This is a genomic window from Gardnerella sp. KA00771 (genome assembly GCF_049244045.1).
Lineage (GTDB): Bacteria > Actinomycetota > Actinomycetes > Actinomycetales > Bifidobacteriaceae > Bifidobacterium > Bifidobacterium swidsinskii.
Window position 1 is genome coordinate 504,882 of the sequence record NZ_CP058368.1, and the last position, 17,967, is coordinate 522,848.

At 36.6% G+C, this 17,967-nt stretch carries 23 protein-coding genes and 2 pseudogenes; 18 read left to right on the forward strand and 7 right to left on the reverse strand.

Annotated elements, in window-relative coordinates:
- Window positions 1-5: 5 nt before the first annotated feature.
- From HXT57_RS02275 to HXT57_RS02285, 3 genes are all read left to right on the forward strand, one after another.
- Window positions 6-1,178: an exodeoxyribonuclease V gene (locus HXT57_RS02275; protein ID WP_012913983.1), complete on the forward strand. Its 1,173-nt coding sequence runs from the start codon at window positions 6-8 to the stop codon at window positions 1,176-1,178.
- 302 nt (window positions 1,179-1,480) lie between these two features.
- A complete protein-coding gene (locus tag HXT57_RS02280) occupies window positions 1,481-1,750 on the forward strand; it encodes a type II toxin-antitoxin system RelB/DinJ family antitoxin (RefSeq protein WP_004110348.1) in 270 nt (89 codons plus the stop codon).
- A complete protein-coding gene (locus HXT57_RS02285) occupies window positions 1,743-2,018 on the forward strand; it encodes a type II toxin-antitoxin system YafQ family toxin (RefSeq protein ID WP_102703433.1) in 276 nt (91 codons plus the stop codon). The genes HXT57_RS02280 and HXT57_RS02285 overlap by 8 nt, the downstream gene beginning before the upstream one ends.
- Window positions 2,019-2,138: 120 nt before the next feature.
- Here the strand turns inward: HXT57_RS02285 and HXT57_RS02290 are convergent, their stop codons facing one another.
- From HXT57_RS02290 to HXT57_RS02300, 3 genes and pseudogenes are all read right to left on the reverse strand, one after another.
- The gene (locus tag HXT57_RS02290; protein ID WP_165845970.1) at window positions 2,139-2,429 is read right to left on the reverse strand and encodes an IS3 family transposase; all 291 of its coding nucleotides are present in this window, start codon (window positions 2,427-2,429) and stop codon (window positions 2,139-2,141) included.
- 103 nt (window positions 2,430-2,532) lie between these two features.
- Window positions 2,533-2,826: a DDE-type integrase/transposase/recombinase gene (locus HXT57_RS02295; protein WP_421783736.1), complete on the reverse strand. Its 294-nt coding sequence runs from the start codon at window positions 2,824-2,826 to the stop codon at window positions 2,533-2,535.
- Between the two features lie 18 nt (window positions 2,827-2,844).
- Window positions 2,845-3,045, reverse strand: a pseudogene (locus HXT57_RS02300) (IS3 family transposase); the annotation flags it as partial.
- Window positions 3,046-3,795: 750 nt separating this feature from the next.
- Here HXT57_RS02300 and HXT57_RS02305 point away from each other — a divergent pair.
- From HXT57_RS02305 to HXT57_RS02315, 3 genes are all read left to right on the forward strand, one after another.
- Window positions 3,796-4,035 carry a hypothetical protein gene (locus HXT57_RS02305; protein ID WP_240613487.1) on the forward strand — a complete coding sequence of 80 codons (240 nt, stop codon included), beginning with the start codon at window positions 3,796-3,798 and terminating at the stop codon, window positions 4,033-4,035.
- A 292-nt stretch (window positions 4,036-4,327) separates the two neighbouring features.
- On the forward strand, window positions 4,328-4,813 hold the full coding sequence (locus HXT57_RS02310; protein WP_076002746.1) for an NUDIX hydrolase: 486 nt from the start codon (window positions 4,328-4,330) through the stop codon (window positions 4,811-4,813).
- A gap of 510 nt (window positions 4,814-5,323) precedes the next feature.
- Window positions 5,324-5,956 (forward strand): helix-turn-helix domain-containing protein, encoded by a 633-nt coding sequence (locus HXT57_RS02315; RefSeq protein WP_012913988.1) that lies wholly within the window; start codon window positions 5,324-5,326, stop codon window positions 5,954-5,956.
- 736 nt (window positions 5,957-6,692) lie between these two features.
- Here the strand turns inward: HXT57_RS02315 and HXT57_RS02320 are convergent.
- Window positions 6,693-6,947: a type II toxin-antitoxin system Phd/YefM family antitoxin gene (locus HXT57_RS02320; protein ID WP_004110957.1), complete on the reverse strand. Its 255-nt coding sequence runs from the start codon at window positions 6,945-6,947 to the stop codon at window positions 6,693-6,695.
- A gap of 310 nt (window positions 6,948-7,257) precedes the next feature.
- On the opposite strand from HXT57_RS02320, the gene HXT57_RS02325 reads away from it, so the two are divergent.
- Together HXT57_RS02325 and HXT57_RS02330 are read left to right on the forward strand one after the other, a co-directional pair.
- Entirely contained in the window at window positions 7,258-8,244 is a 987-nt protein-coding gene (locus HXT57_RS02325; protein WP_004110953.1) for a helix-turn-helix domain-containing protein, read from the forward strand.
- Between the two features lie 21 nt (window positions 8,245-8,265).
- Window positions 8,266-8,502: pseudogene (locus HXT57_RS02330) on the forward strand (hypothetical protein); the annotation flags it as partial.
- 248 nt (window positions 8,503-8,750) lie between these two features.
- Here the strand turns inward: HXT57_RS02330 and HXT57_RS02335 are convergent.
- Together HXT57_RS02335 and HXT57_RS02340 are read right to left on the reverse strand one after the other, a co-directional pair.
- On the reverse strand, window positions 8,751-9,152 hold the full coding sequence (locus tag HXT57_RS02335; RefSeq protein ID WP_012913990.1) for a hypothetical protein: 402 nt from the start codon (window positions 9,150-9,152) through the stop codon (window positions 8,751-8,753).
- A complete protein-coding gene (locus tag HXT57_RS02340) occupies window positions 9,149-9,352 on the reverse strand; it encodes a helix-turn-helix transcriptional regulator (protein WP_004110950.1) in 204 nt (67 codons plus the stop codon). The genes HXT57_RS02335 and HXT57_RS02340 overlap by 4 nt, the downstream gene beginning before the upstream one ends.
- 199 nt (window positions 9,353-9,551) lie before the next feature.
- Between HXT57_RS02340 and HXT57_RS02345 the strand changes: the two genes are divergently transcribed.
- The 8 genes from HXT57_RS02345 (at window position 9,552) to HXT57_RS02380 (ending at window position 15,857) form a co-directional block, all read left to right on the forward strand.
- Window positions 9,552-9,848, forward strand: a complete 297-nt coding sequence (locus tag HXT57_RS02345) for a type II toxin-antitoxin system RelB/DinJ family antitoxin (RefSeq protein WP_004110949.1) — start codon at window positions 9,552-9,554, stop codon at window positions 9,846-9,848.
- Window positions 9,849-10,271: 423 nt separating this feature from the next.
- Entirely contained in the window at window positions 10,272-10,844 is a 573-nt protein-coding gene (locus HXT57_RS02350) for a hypothetical protein (RefSeq protein ID WP_119504692.1), read from the forward strand.
- A gap of 175 nt (window positions 10,845-11,019) precedes the next feature.
- Entirely contained in the window at window positions 11,020-11,178 is a 159-nt protein-coding gene (locus tag HXT57_RS02355; protein WP_415697808.1) for a hypothetical protein, read from the forward strand.
- Window positions 11,179-11,686: 508 nt separating this feature from the next.
- Window positions 11,687-12,787: an ABC transporter ATP-binding protein gene (locus HXT57_RS02360; protein ID WP_410311174.1), complete on the forward strand. Its 1,101-nt coding sequence runs from the start codon at window positions 11,687-11,689 to the stop codon at window positions 12,785-12,787.
- A gap of 10 nt (window positions 12,788-12,797) precedes the next feature.
- Window positions 12,798-13,577, forward strand: coding sequence for an ABC transporter (locus HXT57_RS02365; RefSeq protein ID WP_410311173.1), 780 nt, complete (start codon window positions 12,798-12,800; stop codon window positions 13,575-13,577).
- Window positions 13,574-14,512 (forward strand): ABC transporter permease, encoded by a 939-nt coding sequence (locus HXT57_RS02370; RefSeq protein WP_410311172.1) that lies wholly within the window; start codon window positions 13,574-13,576, stop codon window positions 14,510-14,512. The genes HXT57_RS02365 and HXT57_RS02370 overlap by 4 nt, the downstream gene beginning before the upstream one ends.
- Before the next feature lie 543 nt (window positions 14,513-15,055).
- Window positions 15,056-15,619, forward strand: a complete 564-nt coding sequence (locus tag HXT57_RS02375; RefSeq protein ID WP_410311171.1) for a hypothetical protein — start codon at window positions 15,056-15,058, stop codon at window positions 15,617-15,619.
- Between the two features lie 13 nt (window positions 15,620-15,632).
- Window positions 15,633-15,857, forward strand: a complete 225-nt coding sequence (locus HXT57_RS02380) for a hypothetical protein (RefSeq protein WP_410310504.1) — start codon at window positions 15,633-15,635, stop codon at window positions 15,855-15,857.
- A 128-nt stretch (window positions 15,858-15,985) separates the two neighbouring features.
- Here HXT57_RS02380 and HXT57_RS02385 read toward each other — a convergent pair whose 3' ends face one another.
- A complete protein-coding gene (locus HXT57_RS02385; protein ID WP_415697811.1) occupies window positions 15,986-16,159 on the reverse strand; it encodes an IS3 family transposase in 174 nt (57 codons plus the stop codon).
- Between the two features lie 288 nt (window positions 16,160-16,447).
- Here HXT57_RS02385 and HXT57_RS02390 point away from each other — a divergent pair, with 288 nt between their 5' ends.
- Both HXT57_RS02390 and HXT57_RS02395 read left to right on the forward strand, forming a co-directional pair.
- On the forward strand, window positions 16,448-16,765 hold the full coding sequence (locus HXT57_RS02390; protein WP_415697810.1) for an integrase: 318 nt from the start codon (window positions 16,448-16,450) through the stop codon (window positions 16,763-16,765).
- 413 nt (window positions 16,766-17,178) lie between these two features.
- Window positions 17,179-17,685, forward strand: coding sequence for a GNAT family N-acetyltransferase (locus HXT57_RS02395; RefSeq protein ID WP_415697807.1), 507 nt, complete (start codon window positions 17,179-17,181; stop codon window positions 17,683-17,685).
- The last annotated feature ends 282 nt before the right edge of the window (window positions 17,686-17,967 follow it).

The following is a 17,967-nucleotide window of genomic DNA, read 5'->3' on the forward strand; positions in this document are numbered from 1 at the left end:
TAGTTATGAAATTATTAACGCGTATGATCAATTTTTTGCCGCATGATGCCTGGCAGAAAATTGGAATTGGTGTAATCATAAGTTGTACTTTGATTCTTGAGATTTGTTCCTATAATAATCTTCATTACTACTCTAATTGGCATGCAATTACAGTTGAAATAGTATGGATTGTAATCTGCTTATGTATTGCAATATGGCCACGTAAAGCATCTTTTATTGTACTTATTTGGATGCCGTTGGTAATTATTGCGCCAAATATCAACTACTCATCTATGATGCTTACCATATTGATTTGTTTGGCAATTGCTGTAATTACTCAACCTTGGTACACCGTGCTTTCTTCTTGCGGAGTATCTTCATGGTTCTTTATTATCTGCGATTTTCAAAACGCCTATGTGTTAGCGTGGTGGCTTCTTATCACTCTTATTTCTAGTGCAATCGTAAAATACTATATTTCTACTATTCACCAACAGCAGGAACAGTTATTTGCGCAGCGTTACAACGTTTTTCAAAAATATGCCACTATTGCAGCAATTCGCATGCATGATGAAGTAACTAATGAGCTTTCCAGCATTATGATGATGGCTCAACAATCTATTGAACCTCAAACAACTCATGAGCAAGAGCATGAAAATTCGCGAGAGATTCTTCAACGTGCTACTACAACTGTTCATAGAGCACGTAATATCATTTCTCTTCTTGACAATGCTACAACTGCAAGCACTGGCGATGTTATGCAATCGACTACATGTTATAAAGATTTTTGTACAGGCTTACGCGTTTTATTTGACTGTGAACAAAAGTCATTTGAAAAGCTTGGCTATATTGGTTCCATTGACTTGAGTAGTGATTTAGCTACTGAAGATTCTCAATCAATCCATTTGCCTTTTGAAGAATGTGCTCAAATTGAGTATATTTGCCGAGAACTGCTTGCGAACGTAAAAAAGCATGCTGCAAAGCCTAAAGAATACGCCATGAATGTAATGCTTAATGACCATGAATGTCATATTACGTGTATAAATAGTGCGCAACGAGGTATTCTTGCTAACTTGCAATTAGGATATGGACTGCGTTTTCATAAGATGCTTGCGGAATGCGTTGGTGGAACTTTTAAAGTTATTGAAGATGACGATTCGTGGATTATTAATGTACATGTTCCGCTTCATGCAGAGAAATAGCCATTGCGCAAGATGCTTATTGTGCTTTCTTGCGCTTCAATCGAGTATTTGGACGAACCTTTGTGCAGCAGATGCAAGTAGGTGGTTAATTTGCAATGCAGAATGCTGCTTCGTTGCTATGTTATACCAGTTATCGTGGCAGTTTTTGCTAATTTTGCAATTTTTGCCACGATAACGCGCGATTTAGTAATAATTGTGTGCACAATGGTGCTACTTTGGTATTACGTTGGGTGCTGTAGGTCTGTTATAATAAAGCAAAGCATGAATAACAAATTCATGATTTTGAGCTTAAAGGAAACGACATGACTTCTACAAAAACAGCTAGAACAGGCAGATTAAGTGTAAGAGTTAATCCAGAAATACGGGATAGCGCATCGCAAGTTCTTGAACATTATGGTCTTGATATGAGTTCAGCAGTCAACCTATTTTTATATCAGATTGTAAATACGCAACGTTTCCCATTTTCACTTGAAAGTTCTCCATATGAGCATGCTATTGATGAAGCTATGAAAGAAAAACCAATAGCTGCAGGTACTGTAGACGATTTTGCTGAGCTGATGCGCAATGCCTAAACCGCCATTTTATAGTCCAATCTATCTGCGAGATGTTAAGAAATATAAGCAGAAGCATTACGATATTGAGCAAGTAATCAATATTGTAAGACTTATTTGCAATAGTGCAGATTCTCGCGAACTTGCAACTTATAGAGATCATATTCTTAAAGGCTCATATAAAGGCGTGCATGAATTGCATGTGTCAGCAGATGTTCTACTGTTGTATCAAGTTAAAGAAGATTGCATTATATTTCTACGCTTAGGATCTCACGACGACTTATTCTAGCTAGCAAAATCTACCACGATAACTTGCTTAAAAATATAGTTATACAAAAGGAATCACATTTTCAAGCGTACTTGATGAAATTATAAACTTATTGAACGTTCTTAACTCTAAGCAAAATGACTAAATTTTGTATCCATTGGCGACAAAGCGACAATTTTGGCGACATAAAAATGTCGCTTGGGGCTTAGGACAATTTTTAGACATTTTGTGCAACCATAGCACGATGTTCCATAATTGTCTTTTAATCCCCATTTTAATTCTGTGGTTGTTGTAAGAATCAATATAAGTATGAATAGCTTGACGTAGTTCTTCTGTACTATCCCAGTTAAGTGGATAATACATTTCTGTTTTCATTCGTCTAAAAAAGCCTTCACAGGCAGCATTATCTCCACTGTTTCCTTTTCTTGACATGGAGCGTGTAATACCAAGACCTTCTAATTTCTCAATCCACCTGCCATCTCTATAGTGACCTCCTCTATCGGTATGAATAACTAAGCTTTTACATTCTGTAGTGTCAAGGGTAGTTAAAGCACCCTTCTAACATTTCATCTACAAGACACTGATCTGGGTGGTTTGAAAGAGCGTAAGAGGCCACTTTACTATCAAAACAGTCAATCATAGGGCTTAAATAGAGTTTTGACTCTTTTGCTGAAAACTCAGTAATGTCTGTAAGCCAAATCTTATTAGGTGAATCTGCATGAAAATTATTATTAACGATGTTACTACATGCGGGAGTAATTTCTCCTATGTAACTTGAATAGCGTCTTTTACGCCTGGCATATCTAACCTCAATTAACTCTTCTTTCATGAGCCGTCTTACTACTTTTTCAGATACTTTAATACCTTTAGTTCTCAATACTAACCATATTCTAGGAGAGCCATAAGTAAAGAAGTTTTCTTCTGCAATCTTGTGTATGCAACCTCGTATATGTGCGTATTTGTCAGGTTTTTGAAGAGCATTTTTAGCATAGTAATAACTTGAACGTTTTATCTGAAGTGTTTTAATCAGAAGCTCTAACGGTAACACTAAAAGTAGTTAGGCCTATAACACTTTTTGCGGAGTGAGGATTTCTGATATTAATACGGTTGGGATTATATTAGATTTGTTGGGATTGTATTAAATACAGTTGGGACTTTATTAGCCGCGGTTGGGACTCTATTAGAGCGTGGCTAATGCTCGTTTTGTTTTCTAAAACGAGTGTTGTTTAACGAGAAGGGGGGTGAAAACATTGTTAACGCTTAAACCTCAAAGCACGTAGCTTTCAAGGCAAGTGTGGTTTTTACATGTCAAACTGTTATAAAAACGAGATTATTCCACTCTTTTTTACACTCATGATACGGGTTTTAAGAAAGAGCGGGTAAATGTTATAAGAATTTTTGGAACAATTAACAAGATTGTGGTTAATGATTAATCAATAAGACACTACTAATAAACAGTTAAAGCCTGATTAGCTATAGGGCGATGAGATACGTCAATAGGATCCTCATGGTTTTTTCATGACTCCTATGAAGTACCTCTATTCTACTATGGCTGTTTTTCAGGTATTAGAGTCGGTACTTCATAAAGTATCGGCTCTTTTTTGTATGTGTCTTCACCCTACCGCTGCAGGCGGGAAGGGTGAGCATGAGGACTCGCAAAACTAATATCAATGATTGAGCAACATATAAGTATACAAGTTGTGTTCGTAATGAAGATGGTAGTTATAGTGAAGAAACTATCGAAATCAAGCCAGGCGAAAATGGTGTCACTCAAGCTGATATTAAGATGCTTCACTCAATGGATGACAGTGAGGTTTACTACAACAATAAGAACCTGCGTCCTACTAGAACTGTTGAAGAAAAAGCTGAAATTGAAGCTTGGAAAGAAGAATATATCCAGCATTTTAATCTTAAGCATGGTTATGAGCCGAATAAAGATGATGTGGAGTATGCTACTGAAGAGCATTTTCCACGTAACTATAATCTTTCACTTGACTTTGATGCACGTCGAGAGTGTCGTATTGATGTCAAAAGCTGATTAGGTGGGTGCATTTTTGCCCTTGTGTAGCAGGGGTTAGCGAGGACTATCGTTAAAAGGTTTAATGCGGGGCGGCTTTAAGCTGGGTTCTCGCGGTTTTTGAGTGCAGTTTGGCTGTTTGGGGGAAGATATCAACGCTCTAGGGTCGAGTGCAATAAGTTCAATGATTGTTGCTTGTGCACAGTGTGATATACAAATGTATCAATCACTTGGATTTTCAATTCAGATTGGGAACTTGTTTGCATTTGAACCATAAGTCACAGTCATTAGATAAAAAATAAAGGAGTAAACTATGGAACATAATTGCGGATTTATTAACGATAAAAAAGCATTTAGATATAGAGCAGCAGCCATCATAGTAGAAGAAGGTTGTGTGCTATTTGCAGGAAATGATGAGGACGACTATTACTACTCAGTTGGCGGAGCGGTTCACATGGGCGAGACATCAGAAGAAGCCGTTAAGAGAGAAGTATTTGAAGAGACAGGTCTTAATTATGAAGTAGATCACCTTGCTGTCATACACGAGAACTTATTCATCGGCAGCTCTGGCTTAAAAGGAGTAGACTTCCATGAGCTGACATTCTACTACATGATGAAGCCCATGGGCAAAAGAGATTTTACGAGCCAAAGCACTACAGAGTCAGATGCTAAAGAGACAATGCATTGGTTACCTATAGATGAGCTTGATAAGTTCAAGGCTTACCCGACATTTATGAAAGAATATCTTAAATCGGAGCATAGTGGAATAGAGCATATAATTTCAGATGAAAGATATTAATGAATTCCGCTATTATGGCAAGAGATCGTTACATAAACATTAGTTCTAGTTTCTTAACTCTTGTATGCAATGAAACTTTTCCTTTTATACTCTGAAACTGTTGCTTTCTATGTTATATATCTCAGCATGCTCTTGACAACAAACTTATGTTTCTGTTGCCTTATTCCGTACGTTTGTTGTTGGGGATTGGCATGAATGAGAGCAGAGCAATGAGGTGGATATCGGTCTTCGGCGCGTTGTGTTGTATGGCTCGTGCACCTTGGATTTTGTACATTCTCTGTTAGTTTTGTATAAATTTCTTTTGAAACAGCTATTTTCACATAATTATGTGCGCGTGTGCTAAGAAAATGCCATGTTACGATTCGTAACGCTTGTGTTCTAGTTAGTTCCTTTTCTATTCATATGTTGCTCGTTAGCATGTAATTACGCAGTGCGGTTATTAATTGCATTACGAGCAAAACAAATAATCGTTAAGAACGAAAGCTCATAGCCAATGAAAGGAGTTATACGATGTTGTTGGGAGAAAAAATCAGAAATGCGCGCGTGGAAGCGGGTTTAACTCAGGAAGAACTTGCTGAAATGATTATGGTTTCGCGTGCTGCGGTAGCGAAGTGGGAAGGTGGTCGCGGTCTGCCGGATGTTGCAAATTTGAAGGTGATTGCGGATGCGCTGGGTGTTACTGTCGACCATTTGTTGGATAAAGACAATGCTATTGATTTGTCAATCATTAAGAAGCCTATTGATTTAGCGAAGTATGGTCTTAATGAAAAATTGAGTGTTCGTAAGAAAATCAAGATGAAGGAACAAATTATTCGTGATGAATATGCAGACGCTGAAATTATTATGCTCACGGTGACGAAGTTTATTCCAAATTCGTCTGAAAAGTTTATGGATAATTTTATCGGGTGTATTACTACTTTGTTCGGTGATATTCCTTTGTTTGATACGTTTGCATTCGGTAAAGCGGTAGAGAGTATTGGCAGTGAACAGTATTACTTGGTGAATAAAAAAGAAAAGCAATTTTTTGTGCTGATAACGGATGAGTATATTATTAGCAGAATGATGCGAGTAAAGTTCACTGATAAGAAGATGTGTGTTGGGGATAAGGAATTTACGCAAGTTGGTAAGTTGCGTGATAAGTAAGAACCGGGAACCGGTAGTTGGTTGGGAATTGGTCAGAAGAATGTGTTTTTCAGTTTTGATTTCCGCATTCTTCTGATTTTTAGTTTCCGGGTTTTGTACATGCTTTTAGTGTTTTACATGACAGTTGATCATAAGAAATGAAATTCGATTTTTGCACACATATAAAAATGCATATTCTTTGCATCTGGCTAGTCTACTGAAATTATTTGACCTGTGCGTCAAAAAAGTTCATTGGCACCAAGTCATGATTTTGACTATATAAAACGTTACATTGGGCTTTTAGAAAGATATGTCACATATTGTCGAATTTCCATTATTTGTTGTTGATAATATTTTCAATGTTTCTGCCTGTATAAAAGATACGAACAATCGTCACGCTACATTTATCTTCATCTAAGAGGTAAAAAGCTGTGTAGCTATCTATGGGAACCCTGTGTATTTCCATAGAACACCAAGGCTCCCAGCCAACAATCTAGTATTGCATGGGCATGGTGTTAGTAGAATGGATATCATGCCTGAAATCAGGCTATAAAGTCAATTTTAAACCTTTAACGATAGCTTTTTTAATAACCGTTAGCATAATAATGATTGTTATTAGGAATAGTTATTCCAGTAGTGCGTCAATATTTCGTTTTGAGTATAGAAGTCTTCGCACTTCCATAGTGTCGTCGATGACAACGTAAAAAATAGAAAAGTTGCGTACACTAATCCTGTAGTAAGGGTGTTCTCGTGTTGATTAATCCCTTCTCCTTACACTATCAAAGACGTCGTCTTTAGAAAGACGCGTAGAAGTATTTGCGGCAAAAGTATCTGCTTCGTCGAGTTTTCTTTCAATGTCGTCAGTGAGGGCAGAGTATTGTTTGATGCTCATGAGAACCATAGTTCCATAACCGTTTTTTGTAAGGAATACTGGTGTATTTGAATTTATAACTGTTTCTTCTACTTCTGGGAATTTATTTCTTAAATCGGAAACTGGGCGAATATTAATCATAGTATCAACCTCCTTTTATCAAAAAAGTATCATAATATTATCAAGATTACAATAGTTAGCGCGCTATCGAACTTTTATTCCGACGTTTGGCGAGATATTATTCCAATGTTTGGCGGCATCAGTGAAGATGATTGGAAAGTGCGGTGCAAACATGAGAGAAAACGAATTGGTGGTCGGTTGCGCTCATTTGTCGGCAGAAATTGCGCTTTTAACGGTAATTGTCAATCGCACTTGCTACTACGCAACTGCTGTTTCAGCTATAATTTCACCATAATCATGATGAATTCTAGTTTGAAATGGAGATGTTTTTATGATTTTAGCAGATAAAATATTGGAACTGCGTAAACAAAACGGTTGGTCGCAGGAAGAATTGGCGGACAAATTGGGCGTCAGTCGCCAAGCTGTTTCCAAATGGGAAGGCGCACAAAGTATCCCGGATATGGAACGGATAATTGCATTGAGCCGTTTGTTTGGTGTTAGTACAGATCTTCTGGTAAAAGATGAAATTGATGTTATGGGGAAGAACGTCAACGCAGGTGAAAATGCCTGCCAGGAAGAAGCCGGCGTTCGCATGCGGGTAATTGAGCTGGAAGAAGCCTCCGCTTATATTGCTCACAGAATATCATTTGCCGCCTATGTTGCTCTAGGCGTTCTTCTTTGTATTCTGGCGGCAATACCGTTGGTCGGCAGTGATCTTTTGCTTTCTCACACAGTAAATGCACAAGTCGGTAAAACTATGGGCTTAGCATTCAGTGTTGCGATTATTACCGTAGCTGTAGCTATTTTTATTATTCAGAGTTTCCACGGAAAGCGTTATCAATATTTGGAAAAAGAGGACTTTGAAACGGCTTACGGCGTTGACAGTGTGCTCAAAGAACGCTTGGAACGGTTCATGCCGTCGTATGTGCTGCGGACGGTCAGCGGTGTCGTTTTATGTATGGTTGCCTTTATTTTTCTTATAATTTCGGATATAGCACCGAAATTTTATCAACTTTCATCCGGCTTTTTTGTAGTTATCGCTATTGCCCTGGTGGCAGCAGCTGTCTATTTATTCGTACAGGCGAATATTGTCCGCTCGTCCTATTGCCGTTTGCTGCAACCGAAGAAAAAAACTGTCTATCCTGCAAAGATTAGCTTATTCCTCCAAGCTTACTGGCTTATAATTATCTGCATTTATTTAGCCTACAGTTTCATCACGTCCGATTGGGGAAAAAGTTGGATTGTTTGGCCGTTGGCCGCATTGACTTACGGAGTAATAGAAGTAGTGCTCAAAGCGTGGAGGCTCGGAAAGAAATAAGTGACTTTCGGAGCCGATTTTGTGGCGAATAATGTTAAGGCTGTTGCTTCTTGCATGGTGGATACGTTAAATGGTACGAATGTTTTAGAAGGAGAAATACCTAAGGATGTATGTCTTGAAGTAGTTTGTGAAAATGGTATTAGCGAGGTTTCTGATAAGAATAAGGTCAATCTTAGTTGTAATAATTTTGGGCGCAAAACAGATGGATGTGCTCACTATGCTGTGCATTGCTTGAATGGGAAAGCTGTAGTGAAGTAATACTGTTGCGGTGTTTTATGTCTGTCACTGTGACTAGTCGCACGAAATATAGTTTGGCATATTCTAAAAATGCTTAGGAATGTTGGAGTATTAGGCTTGGTGGTTTTTTAATCCAAGTGTAAAGGTCATTTTCATTTGCCTTGCCTGATGCAACTTTGAGAATAAAAAAGTTTCGTATTAGGGATAAGGAATTTATGAAGGTTGGTCAGCCTTGTAATAAGTAGTAAATGAGCGGGTTATGTCTGGTTTTAATATTTTTTCTCATAATATTTGTTGATAAAAAACATGATTAATGGAGAAAAGGCAATCGAAATAGCTAAAAGAGCAGCTGGCAAATATGCTTTCGTGATAAATGCAATTATGGCAATTATTCCCATTAGGTGCATCAGTATGAATGCCATTGTTGCATTTACTTTATCTTTGATTTTCTCATTTCTTTCATCGTTCACATTTATTTTGTAGTTGTGGTCTTTTTCTATCATCTTATAGTGCATGATTTTTACGTGTGAAAGTGAGATAATTGCAACAAAAACAACTGACAGTACAATTCCTACGGATTCGTTCAGTTTAAGAGTCAGCGCAAGAATTAGTCCGCAAATTCCTATTACATAACCTATGTACCAAAAATTCTGTGTTTTTTGTTTTTTCATTTTTTATCTTCCTCGTAGATAAATATTTCTTCGATTGTTAAATTAAAGTACTTAGCAATTTTGTATGCCAATATGATTGATGGATTGTATCTTCCATTTTCCAAAGAACCGACTGTCTGTCTTGATACTTCAAGTGCATCTGCAAGTTCTTCTTGTGTTATGCCTTTTTCTCTTCTAATTTGTTCAAGTCTATTTTTCACATTACATTCTCCTTCCTAATGGAAAGCTAGCTTTACATATAAGATAATTATTTCGAAAGCAAATTTCAAGTTAGCTTTCCAGTGTATTTAATAAAGATGTGGTGGAGCACCTGCCGTGAGTTTTGCTTTGCTAATGCTGATGTTAATGCAATGCCAATGCAATGTCATATAATCATTGTAAGAAACAAGGGGTGATTGTATGGCGAAAACAGCTAACTTGTATACTCGTATTGATCCAGAGTTAAAAGAGCAGGCAGAGTATATATTGAATTCTTTGGGTCTTCCTCCTTCGAGTGCTATTACCATGTTTTATAAGCAGGTTGTTTTGCAGCAGGGGCTTCCTTTTGATGTGAAATTGGGTTATAGAGAGCCGCGTGATGTGAGTTCTATGACTCAAGGTGAGTTGAATGATGAGTTGGAAAAGGGTTATAAGTCAGTTTTATCTGGTGATGTGAAGCCTGCGGATAAGGTTTTTGAGTCCTTGCATAAGGCATAGGGTTCGTGTCGTGTGATAATTTTCTTATTTTTTATTTTGTTTTTGAAGAAAAGTATGAAGTTGTGGTTTCTCGTGTGCTTTATGGGAAAAGAGATATTGAGAAAGTTATAAATGGCAATTAAACCTTTTGCAATATCTCGCTTCTATCGTTAAAGCGTGTACTCATTTTGCCACACATTTGTTTATGTATGGAAATAAAATCCTGTAGATTATCGGATGATTTTTAGCTATAGTTATTTTGTAGGCTGTATATCTGCATTCTTTGTCCATAATTTACATCCCGTCAGTTTTATTAAACTCAAAGATGATTTGTACTCCGAGATGAATAAATATTTGGCAGATGATGGTGAAGAACAAAGTGAAGATTGAACATGAGAATCGTAGCTGCAATTAGGTAAAGATTAAGTTGTAGAGGAGGCATAAATGAAGAATATCAAGCATTATGCTTTTTTGACTATGGTAGTTTGCCTTATGTCACTTATTTCAGGTTGTAAGAGTCAGAATAATTTTAGTGATGATAATAGAGAAGTAAAAACAGAAAATCAAAAGTCTGCAAGGAATGAAAGACACTCAGAAAATAATGAAGATGTTGACTGGAAAGAGGTAAGTAAAAATGGTGTTGATGAAACTTTGCTCATAAAAAACATAGATGAAAAGGTTCTCACGTATGTTGCTAAACAGTTACAAAATCTATGCGACGAGATTGGTGAAAAGGGGGTCAAAGATAAATACTATCGGCTGACAGGGTGGTATAACGATGTAGTATATTCTAAGCAATACAAGAGTGTTGTGTCGTTGGGTAAAAAAGCAATGAAACCATTGTTCCTAATAATATATAAAAGCAAAGAGGCTGGAATGTATGAATGGGTTTGTAGTAAAGCGTTAGATGAAATATCTGGTTTTGATTTCTCGGGATTAAACAATGGCGCAGGCTGGAGTAATTCTAGAGAATTTTTAAAGGCATTTACCGATAAAATTATTGAACAAAAAAATTAACAACTCTCTGTTTACAATTGTCTTGGATGTTTACACTCCTACAATATTCCCAATATTAACTTCCATTCTGCAATGAGCATTAAGACTATTTTGCTGTCGAGTGATTATTAATTTAGTTGTTTATGTTTTGGGGATCAAATCGGTTAAATAATTGTAAAAAAGTTCCCTACACTGTTTGATTTCTCATGGTAATGGCTTGTTGGTTATTCCAGAAAATAGGGTTCCTGAGTTTAAGAAGTTGCTTGTTGAATATTACGAGGGTGAAGATTTGCAATCTGTAACGGATGCGCTTGCTTGTGTTAGTGAGGATGATTGGAAAGTGCGGTGTGCGTGAAATACATGTCATCAATTCATAAAGGCAAAATATTTAGTGCGTGCAGCAATTCTTTTGCTGCGTGTCTTTTTCATGTTTTATGCTCAGCATTGCTCAATACGTATAATTATTTGATTAAATTCACCAAAACATATATAATTTTCCACGTAAAGCACATTTAAGTTTATGAGGTGTTGCGCTATGACTGCCCAAATGATCGCTAGTCTTAAGAACGGTTTGAAAGGCATATAAAAGCACATAAAACAGCTTAAGATACATATTCTTTAGCAGTATTAAACACGCATTGCACATGGTGTTTTGTCATTATGTTTGCACATGCGCGCTGGTTTTTCTGTGGTTTTTGCACGTTTTTGCATGTTTTTGCGCGTTCTTATCGTTCTTGTAAGCAAGCGGTATCTTTTTATCTAACTAATTTTCATTGTTGAAATTTATTCAATAACAGTAAGAATTAAGGTTTAATAACAGTAAAAATTAAGCTTTAATAACAAGTAAGAACGAAGCAATAATAATGAATAATAATATAGAAGACGCGACTAATAGTCGCGATAACAATAATAAGCAGTCAACTAGCAACTTAATATTGCGTATTGATAATATAACAAGATCTTATTCTCGTGGATTCGGTCATAAGAAAACAACTCGTCAAGTTTTACATAACGTATCTTTTGATATTCATTCTGGTGAAATATTTTGCTTGCTTGGCCCGAATGGTGCAGGTAAAACAACTACCGTGAAAATTGTTGGTACGTTGTTAGCTCCTGATAGTGGTAGTGTTCATGTTGCCAGTATTGATGCTGTGAGTAATCCTCGAGAAGCACGTAAGCACGTGTCGTTACTTCTTGGAGGTGAGCGAGGATTTTATCAAAGGTTAAGTGCATTAGATAATCTTCGTTATTTTGCGGATCTTTCCGCTGTTCCATATAGGGAGCAAGGAAAGCGTATTCACGATGCTCTTGAGCAAGTTGATTTACTTGATAAAGCTCATGATGCTGTTCAAACTTTTTCAAGGGGAATGTGGCAGCGATTGCATATTGCTCGATCGCTGGTTGCTAGAACGGATCTTATGCTTTTAGATGAGCCTACCACTGGTTTGGATCCTGAAAATGCTAGGAAAGTACGTGAAATTATTCATGCTTTACGAGATCAAGGAATAGCGATTTTGCTAACTACGCATGAGATGAGTGAGGCTGAAAAATTAGCTGATACTGTTGCTGTAATAAATCACGGTAATATTATCGCTCAGGGAAGTGTGCAGCAGTTGGCTTCTTTGCAGCATATTGATCATGTAACAATGTACGCGTATGACGGTGAAGTATCAAGCGGAACTACTAGTGTTAAGGAAGAATTGCAAAAACTTGATGGAGTGTTGTGGTGTGATGTTTTTGAATCGCATGGAGTGTTAAATATTACTATCGCGTGGAGTAAAACAGTATCTCAAGAACGAAATATTAAGATTCCTGTTGATGGGATTAAACGTTTAGGTGATCGCGCTGCAAGTTTGGAAGAAACGTATCTTGCTATTGTGCAAAATGATAATATTTCTGCATCAAATATTTCTTCTTCTGTTACGCCGTCTTCTTCGCCGTCCTTACTCCCATTAAGTAAGTAGGAGGTTTAATATGAATACTTCTACTCGTTCATATGCTTTTGTGGTTCGTGGCTTGTGGTTTCAGCTTAAAAGTTTAGCGAAAACAACGTTTTTCTTGCAAAATGCGATACTTGCTCCAGTATGTTTTGCGTTGATGAAAATTGTTGCATACTATGGTTTTTCTCATGATTGCGCTAATTGTCTTAATAATATTTGGGTTGATTCTTCTATAGCTGGATTATGGTCTGCTACAACTACTGCTGTTGGAATTATTGGATACCAGCGTTATTTAGGAACATTGCAATATTTAACTTTAAGTGTTATCTCACCTTCTGCAGTGTTTCTTCCTATTGTAGGATCCGCAGCTTTACTTGGTTGTATTGGTATGCCGCTTGCGATTATTACCGTTGCTGTTTTCTGCCATGGGTTCTTTATGATAACATTCGCGCAGTTAGTTGGATACTTACTTTCTATGCTCGCTTGCGTAGCTTCTGCTGCATTATTATCTGGAATTTTTGTATTATGCCGTAAAGCTACAGTTTATGAAGGTTTGATTTTAATTCCTGTATGGATGCTTTGTGGAATAGTGATCCCTGTAGAATCAATGCCATTGCCAGCTCGCATTATTGCGTTTATTCATCCGCTTACGTCTGCAGTGTGGGTGTCTCATGCGCAAGCGTTTAATGCTACTACTGTGTTAGCAATTGTGTTATGCGTTGTATTATCCAGCGTTTTGCTTGTTATTGCAGGTTTTATGTTACGTCATGCTATTCGACTTGCAACGCTTAATGGAAGTTTGAACATAATATGACACGAAATAATAATCAGGTTGAAACTATGCGAAATAAAATTATTCAAAATAGTAAGTACGCTAGATTGCATCAATATAATCAATATTCTCAGTATGGTCACGTAAGCGTTTTATCTAGTATACGAACTGGCGCAAGAGTGAGTATACAGAGTATACCTAGCTTAAATAGTTGGAATACTGCTGTTATTCGTATGATTGTTGAGCCTCTTTTATCCACGTTCTTATACGTTTTTCTAGCTGGAGCTGTAAGCGGAGGCTTCAATAGAGCAGCTAGTTATGCGACTAGCGCGGGTTTTAATCATAGTTTGATTGCATCAACTCTTGCTGCTGTGATGGGTGCGTGTTCTATTTCCACAAGTATGACTGTGTCAGAAGCACTAGCATGGGATCGTTTTGAAGGAACAACACCATTCGTGCTTACAAGCGCAAAAGTTGCATTACCATTATGGTTCGGTCGTATTATTGCGCTCGTGGCTATTTCTTTGGTGAGTGATGCTGTGACTTTGTTTATAACAATGCTTGTAGTAAGCCCGAGTGCTTTCTTTGTGATTAATATGAGTGCGTTGATGCTGTTGTTCCTTATTGTTCCTGTTGCTTCTACGGGATTTGGTATTGCTATAGCTGCTATAAGCATGATGATGAATGATGTTTATACTATTTCTAACGCGCTTAGTGCAATGCTTTCTATTGTTTGTGGTGTGATTGCTCCAATTAGCGTATTTCCTAAGATGATGCAATACGTGTTATATGTGATTCCAGTAACTCATGTTACGCAAGTATTGCGTAGTATAGTTGATGGTTCTGTAAATGTTGGCGTATCGCTACTTGTGATTCTTATTGTTGGTGTGTTGTGGGCAATTGTTGGTGTGATCATATGGAATGTTGGTGTGGTGATTCAACGACGTAAAGGTACTTTAACAACTATAGGGTTTTAAGTAATAAATATGTGAATTTAGTTAATTAAATAAGGATTTTATTAGCGGGTATAGGGGTGGGTAATACTAAAAGCATATTGATTATTGAGTAAGGTTGTTTAGCTATCTTAAACTTTTTAACGATAGCTTTTCCTATCGTTAAAAAGTGCACCCACTATCAATAGTGTGCACTCAAAAAAAGTGTAGCCATATAGTAGTTCTCTCAATCCATCGTGTTTTCTTTGCACTGGTTTTACCATTCTTAACCATCTTGTTGCTACATACACTACCAATGGGATTATTGCAAGAGTTCATCATTTAATTACAACAGTAGATTAGGTTAGTTTCATTAGAGTATTCTAATTGTAGTCTATTTGCATAATTTAGTATTTGGGGTAATAACCCTATTTCTATTTGTTATAAGTAAAACTGAGAACACCTTATACATTTTATGTGTTATCAAAAATAACAACAACAATTGTATGGCAAAAAATCATGTAATAAGATGAGTACTAAACCTAATGATAGGTCTTTTATATATTGTAATTACAAAGGAGAATTTCTATGAAATGTCATATTTTTAAGTCTATTGCTGTAGTTGTTGCAGCATTATCAACCTGTATTTCTCTGGTATCAACTGCTCAAGCTAGTGAGATAGTGGATAACGGACCAAGTGTTGTAGAAAGCAATGTCAGTGATGCGAATATAGATAATTATGCTAAGCGTCTTGAAATTATTTTTTCAAGGTATCTCAAGTTTAATGAAATTAATAAAAAATGGAATATAACACAAGCAGGGGAGTTTTCTCATGTTCCTAAAGAAGTGCTTGAGAATTTAATTCATAAGCTCAATGCAAATGCATCTGTTGGTGAGATTTCGTCTAATGATAATCATGCAGTGCGTTCGAAGGATTATGCTAAATGTATAATTAATGCTACTGGGCTAGGCACCCTTGCTGGAGTATTTCATGGTGCTTTCACAAAGTTACTTGAAAAGCAGCTTTGGAAGCAAGCTGCTATGTATATTTTAAAGGTAGCTGGTTCAGCCGCATTTAGAGGTGGAGCTGTGGGCCTAGCTGCATGTTTAGCAGCTTCTGCTATTTGGTGTGCGACTCCGTGGAGTGAGTGAGGAGGATATTCTCATGTACAAAGTTCTTATGTTCGTGCTGAAGTTGGTTATGTTTACAGCTGTGAATTTTATGTTCCTTTACTTGTCGATGGTGGTATTCGGCCATGATTTTGGTGCGATGTTCAAAACGTATGGGAATGCGCTCGGTCCGCTTATGTTTGTGCTTGCTTTGATGACAACGATGTCGTTGCCTAATGAAGGAACTATTTTTGAGGGTAAGCGGCAAAAGTGTGTCTAAAAACCCGAGTTTTCGTTGAAATACCAAGGAAAACTTGCTGTAGTTAAGCTAAAAAAGCTTAACATTTAGTATTACTTGACATTGAAAACAAAAGGGGCTTAGGACAATTTTTTAGACATTTTGTGCAATCATAGCACGATGTTCCCTAATTGTCTTTTAAGCCCCATTTTAATTCTGTGGTTGTTGTAAAAATCAATATAAGTATGAATAGTTTGACGTAATTCTTCTGTACTATCCCAGTTATGTTGCAAGAAGGTTTTCTCTTGCCAGAAGCAGGCTATCTTCTTGATATTAAAAACCATAAATAGATTCAAAAATGCATGTTTAGACCATTTGAGACAATCTGTTTCATTATAACTATTCTCTTTAACTACTCTAATCTTGCGCTCTAAAAGTCCAATACGTTGCTTAAAAGGAGAGCTGCCTTCAAGGAGAGTTGCCTTCGTACATAACGTCTTTATTTTACACAAATTGCTCTTAAAAGAGAATCTTTCGTTTTTTGTAAAAGATGAAACAGAAAGCGAGGTGATGGAAATGCAAAAGAATGTTAAGCAGACCTTGAAGCTTGTAGTTTCCAAGGCTAGCAGGTGATGCGCTTTTACAAAAAACCATCACGACAGGTTTCATTAACCTTGCTCAAAGCTAAAAAAGACTACACGAAAATAGCTGATGAGATTGATGAGCTTAAGGTTAAGAAACAGCAGATTCTTATAGAAAAAGCAGGTCAAGAAGATGCTAAAAGGCGAATCAGAGAAATGGAAGATTTTCTGAAAAGTGAGCGTCACGAGCTTAGTGAGTATGATGAGGAGCTGGTAAGAAAGTACATCAAGAAAATAAAAGTTTACGAGGACAGGTTCAGTATAACTTTTAAATCAGAGATTAGTGTGTATATTGAAAGGGCATCGTAAAAGCCAAAAAGAATGTGAGCGTTTGAAATGTTACAAAAGTCAGACTAGGGGGGGGGGAAATCCTCTCTAGGCTGTTTTTTATGCTCAAGAATCAAGCTATTAAGCCAATCTTAAACCTTTTAACGATAGCTTTTCCTATCGTTAAAAAGTGCACCCACTTTTTGTTTGTATATTTGGTTGTATCATACATTATTTTTCTAGTAGAAGCTGTGCGTTATGGAAAAGAAAAATTTTATGGATGCGAATAGCTCGCACTAATTGAAAGAAAAAATTAAAAAATTTTTCTTTAATAAAGCTTGTATGCGTGGTTTTTTTAATAGTAATACTATTAAAGCTAAACAGACTATTATGGATTCTAATTTTAATAGAATTGTATTCTTATTAGAATTGCATATTGAGAATAAGGAGAACTTATGAAATTAATTAGACCAGATAGTAAATATATCCAAAGTTATATAGAAGCAAATGAAGAAGATGAAATTTTTAGGCCGAATGCAGAAAGACGTTTTATACACCCTGAGACAATTATAGAGAGTTCTTATAACTATGAGCATGGTATAAATTTGCCTGAAAATTATGTTAGAGCTACTACATTTTGGTTGATAGATAATGAAAAATTTATTGGTGAAATTAATATTAGGCATGAATTAAATTCTTTTTTAATTAACTATGGTGGTCACATAGGATACGAAATTAGACAGTCTGAATGTATGAAGGGCTATGGAACAAAAATGCTTTCTATGGCACTTACATATTGTAAAGAGACTTTGAATCTACATAAGGTTTTGATTACGTGTGATGATGACAATATTGGGTCGATAAAAGTTATAGAAAATAATGGTGGAATTTTGGAAAATAAAGTGAAAAATAGCTTATCAAGAGGAAATGTTACAACAAGAAGGTATTGGATTAATATATAGGAAAAAAGATTAAAAACAGCGAATGTGAATGTGAGAGTGACAGGAAAATAGCCGCAAAAGCTCGGTAACGCTGCGGTTTTCTGGCAATCGGGGGATTTCGGAATCGGGCAGACAAAACACTCTGCGGAAATTTATCTAAAGGAGAACCAACCAAGAGTGTGATGGTAGAGTTGCCAAGATAGATGTCAATAAATGGAGTTGCCGGGTTAGATGTCGGGTAGTTGTGATTGTGAGATAGATATCAAGATTGGTGAGACTTGATTTATTCGCAAAATTTACTAT

Bases quoted from the DNA above. Each gene is read 5' to 3' on its own strand.
- HXT57_RS02315 (WP_012913988.1), top strand. From the start codon at position 5,324: ATGTTGTTGGGAGAAAAAATCAGAAATGCGCGCGTGGAAGCGGGTTTA.
- HXT57_RS02285 (WP_102703433.1), top strand. From the start codon at position 1,743: ATGCCTAAACCGCCATTTTATAGTCCAATCTATCTGCGAGATGTTAAG.
- HXT57_RS02385 (WP_415697811.1), bottom strand. From the start codon at position 16,159: ATGGTTTTTAATATCAAGAAGATAGCCTGCTTCTGGCAAGAGAAAACC.
- HXT57_RS02380 (WP_410310504.1), top strand. From the start codon at position 15,633: ATGTACAAAGTTCTTATGTTCGTGCTGAAGTTGGTTATGTTTACAGCT.
- HXT57_RS02295 (WP_421783736.1), bottom strand. From the start codon at position 2,826: ATGAAAGAAGAGTTAATTGAGGTTAGATATGCCAGGCGTAAAAGACGC.
- HXT57_RS02335 (WP_012913990.1), bottom strand. From the start codon at position 9,152: ATGAAAAAACAAAAAACACAGAATTTTTGGTACATAGGTTATGTAATA.
- HXT57_RS02280 (WP_004110348.1), top strand. From the start codon at position 1,481: ATGACTTCTACAAAAACAGCTAGAACAGGCAGATTAAGTGTAAGAGTT.
- HXT57_RS02360 (WP_410311174.1), top strand. From the start codon at position 11,687: ATGAATAATAATATAGAAGACGCGACTAATAGTCGCGATAACAATAAT.
- HXT57_RS02345 (WP_004110949.1), top strand. From the start codon at position 9,552: ATGGCGAAAACAGCTAACTTGTATACTCGTATTGATCCAGAGTTAAAA.
- HXT57_RS02310 (WP_076002746.1), top strand. From the start codon at position 4,328: ATGGAACATAATTGCGGATTTATTAACGATAAAAAAGCATTTAGATAT.
- HXT57_RS02290 (WP_165845970.1), bottom strand. From the start codon at position 2,429: ATGTCAAGAAAAGGAAACAGTGGAGATAATGCTGCCTGTGAAGGCTTT.
- HXT57_RS02375 (WP_410311171.1), top strand. From the start codon at position 15,056: ATGAAATGTCATATTTTTAAGTCTATTGCTGTAGTTGTTGCAGCATTA.
- HXT57_RS02275 (WP_012913983.1), top strand. From the start codon at position 6: ATGAAATTATTAACGCGTATGATCAATTTTTTGCCGCATGATGCCTGG.
- HXT57_RS02365 (WP_410311173.1), top strand. From the start codon at position 12,798: ATGAATACTTCTACTCGTTCATATGCTTTTGTGGTTCGTGGCTTGTGG.
- HXT57_RS02395 (WP_415697807.1), top strand. From the start codon at position 17,179: ATGAAATTAATTAGACCAGATAGTAAATATATCCAAAGTTATATAGAA.
- HXT57_RS02370 (WP_410311172.1), top strand. From the start codon at position 13,574: ATGACACGAAATAATAATCAGGTTGAAACTATGCGAAATAAAATTATT.
- HXT57_RS02320 (WP_004110957.1), bottom strand. From the start codon at position 6,947: ATGATTAATATTCGCCCAGTTTCCGATTTAAGAAATAAATTCCCAGAA.
- HXT57_RS02390 (WP_415697810.1), top strand. From the start codon at position 16,448: ATGCGCTTTTACAAAAAACCATCACGACAGGTTTCATTAACCTTGCTC.
- HXT57_RS02305 (WP_240613487.1), top strand. From the start codon at position 3,796: ATGGATGACAGTGAGGTTTACTACAACAATAAGAACCTGCGTCCTACT.
- HXT57_RS02325 (WP_004110953.1), top strand. From the start codon at position 7,258: ATGATTTTAGCAGATAAAATATTGGAACTGCGTAAACAAAACGGTTGG.
- HXT57_RS02350 (WP_119504692.1), top strand. From the start codon at position 10,272: ATGAAGAATATCAAGCATTATGCTTTTTTGACTATGGTAGTTTGCCTT.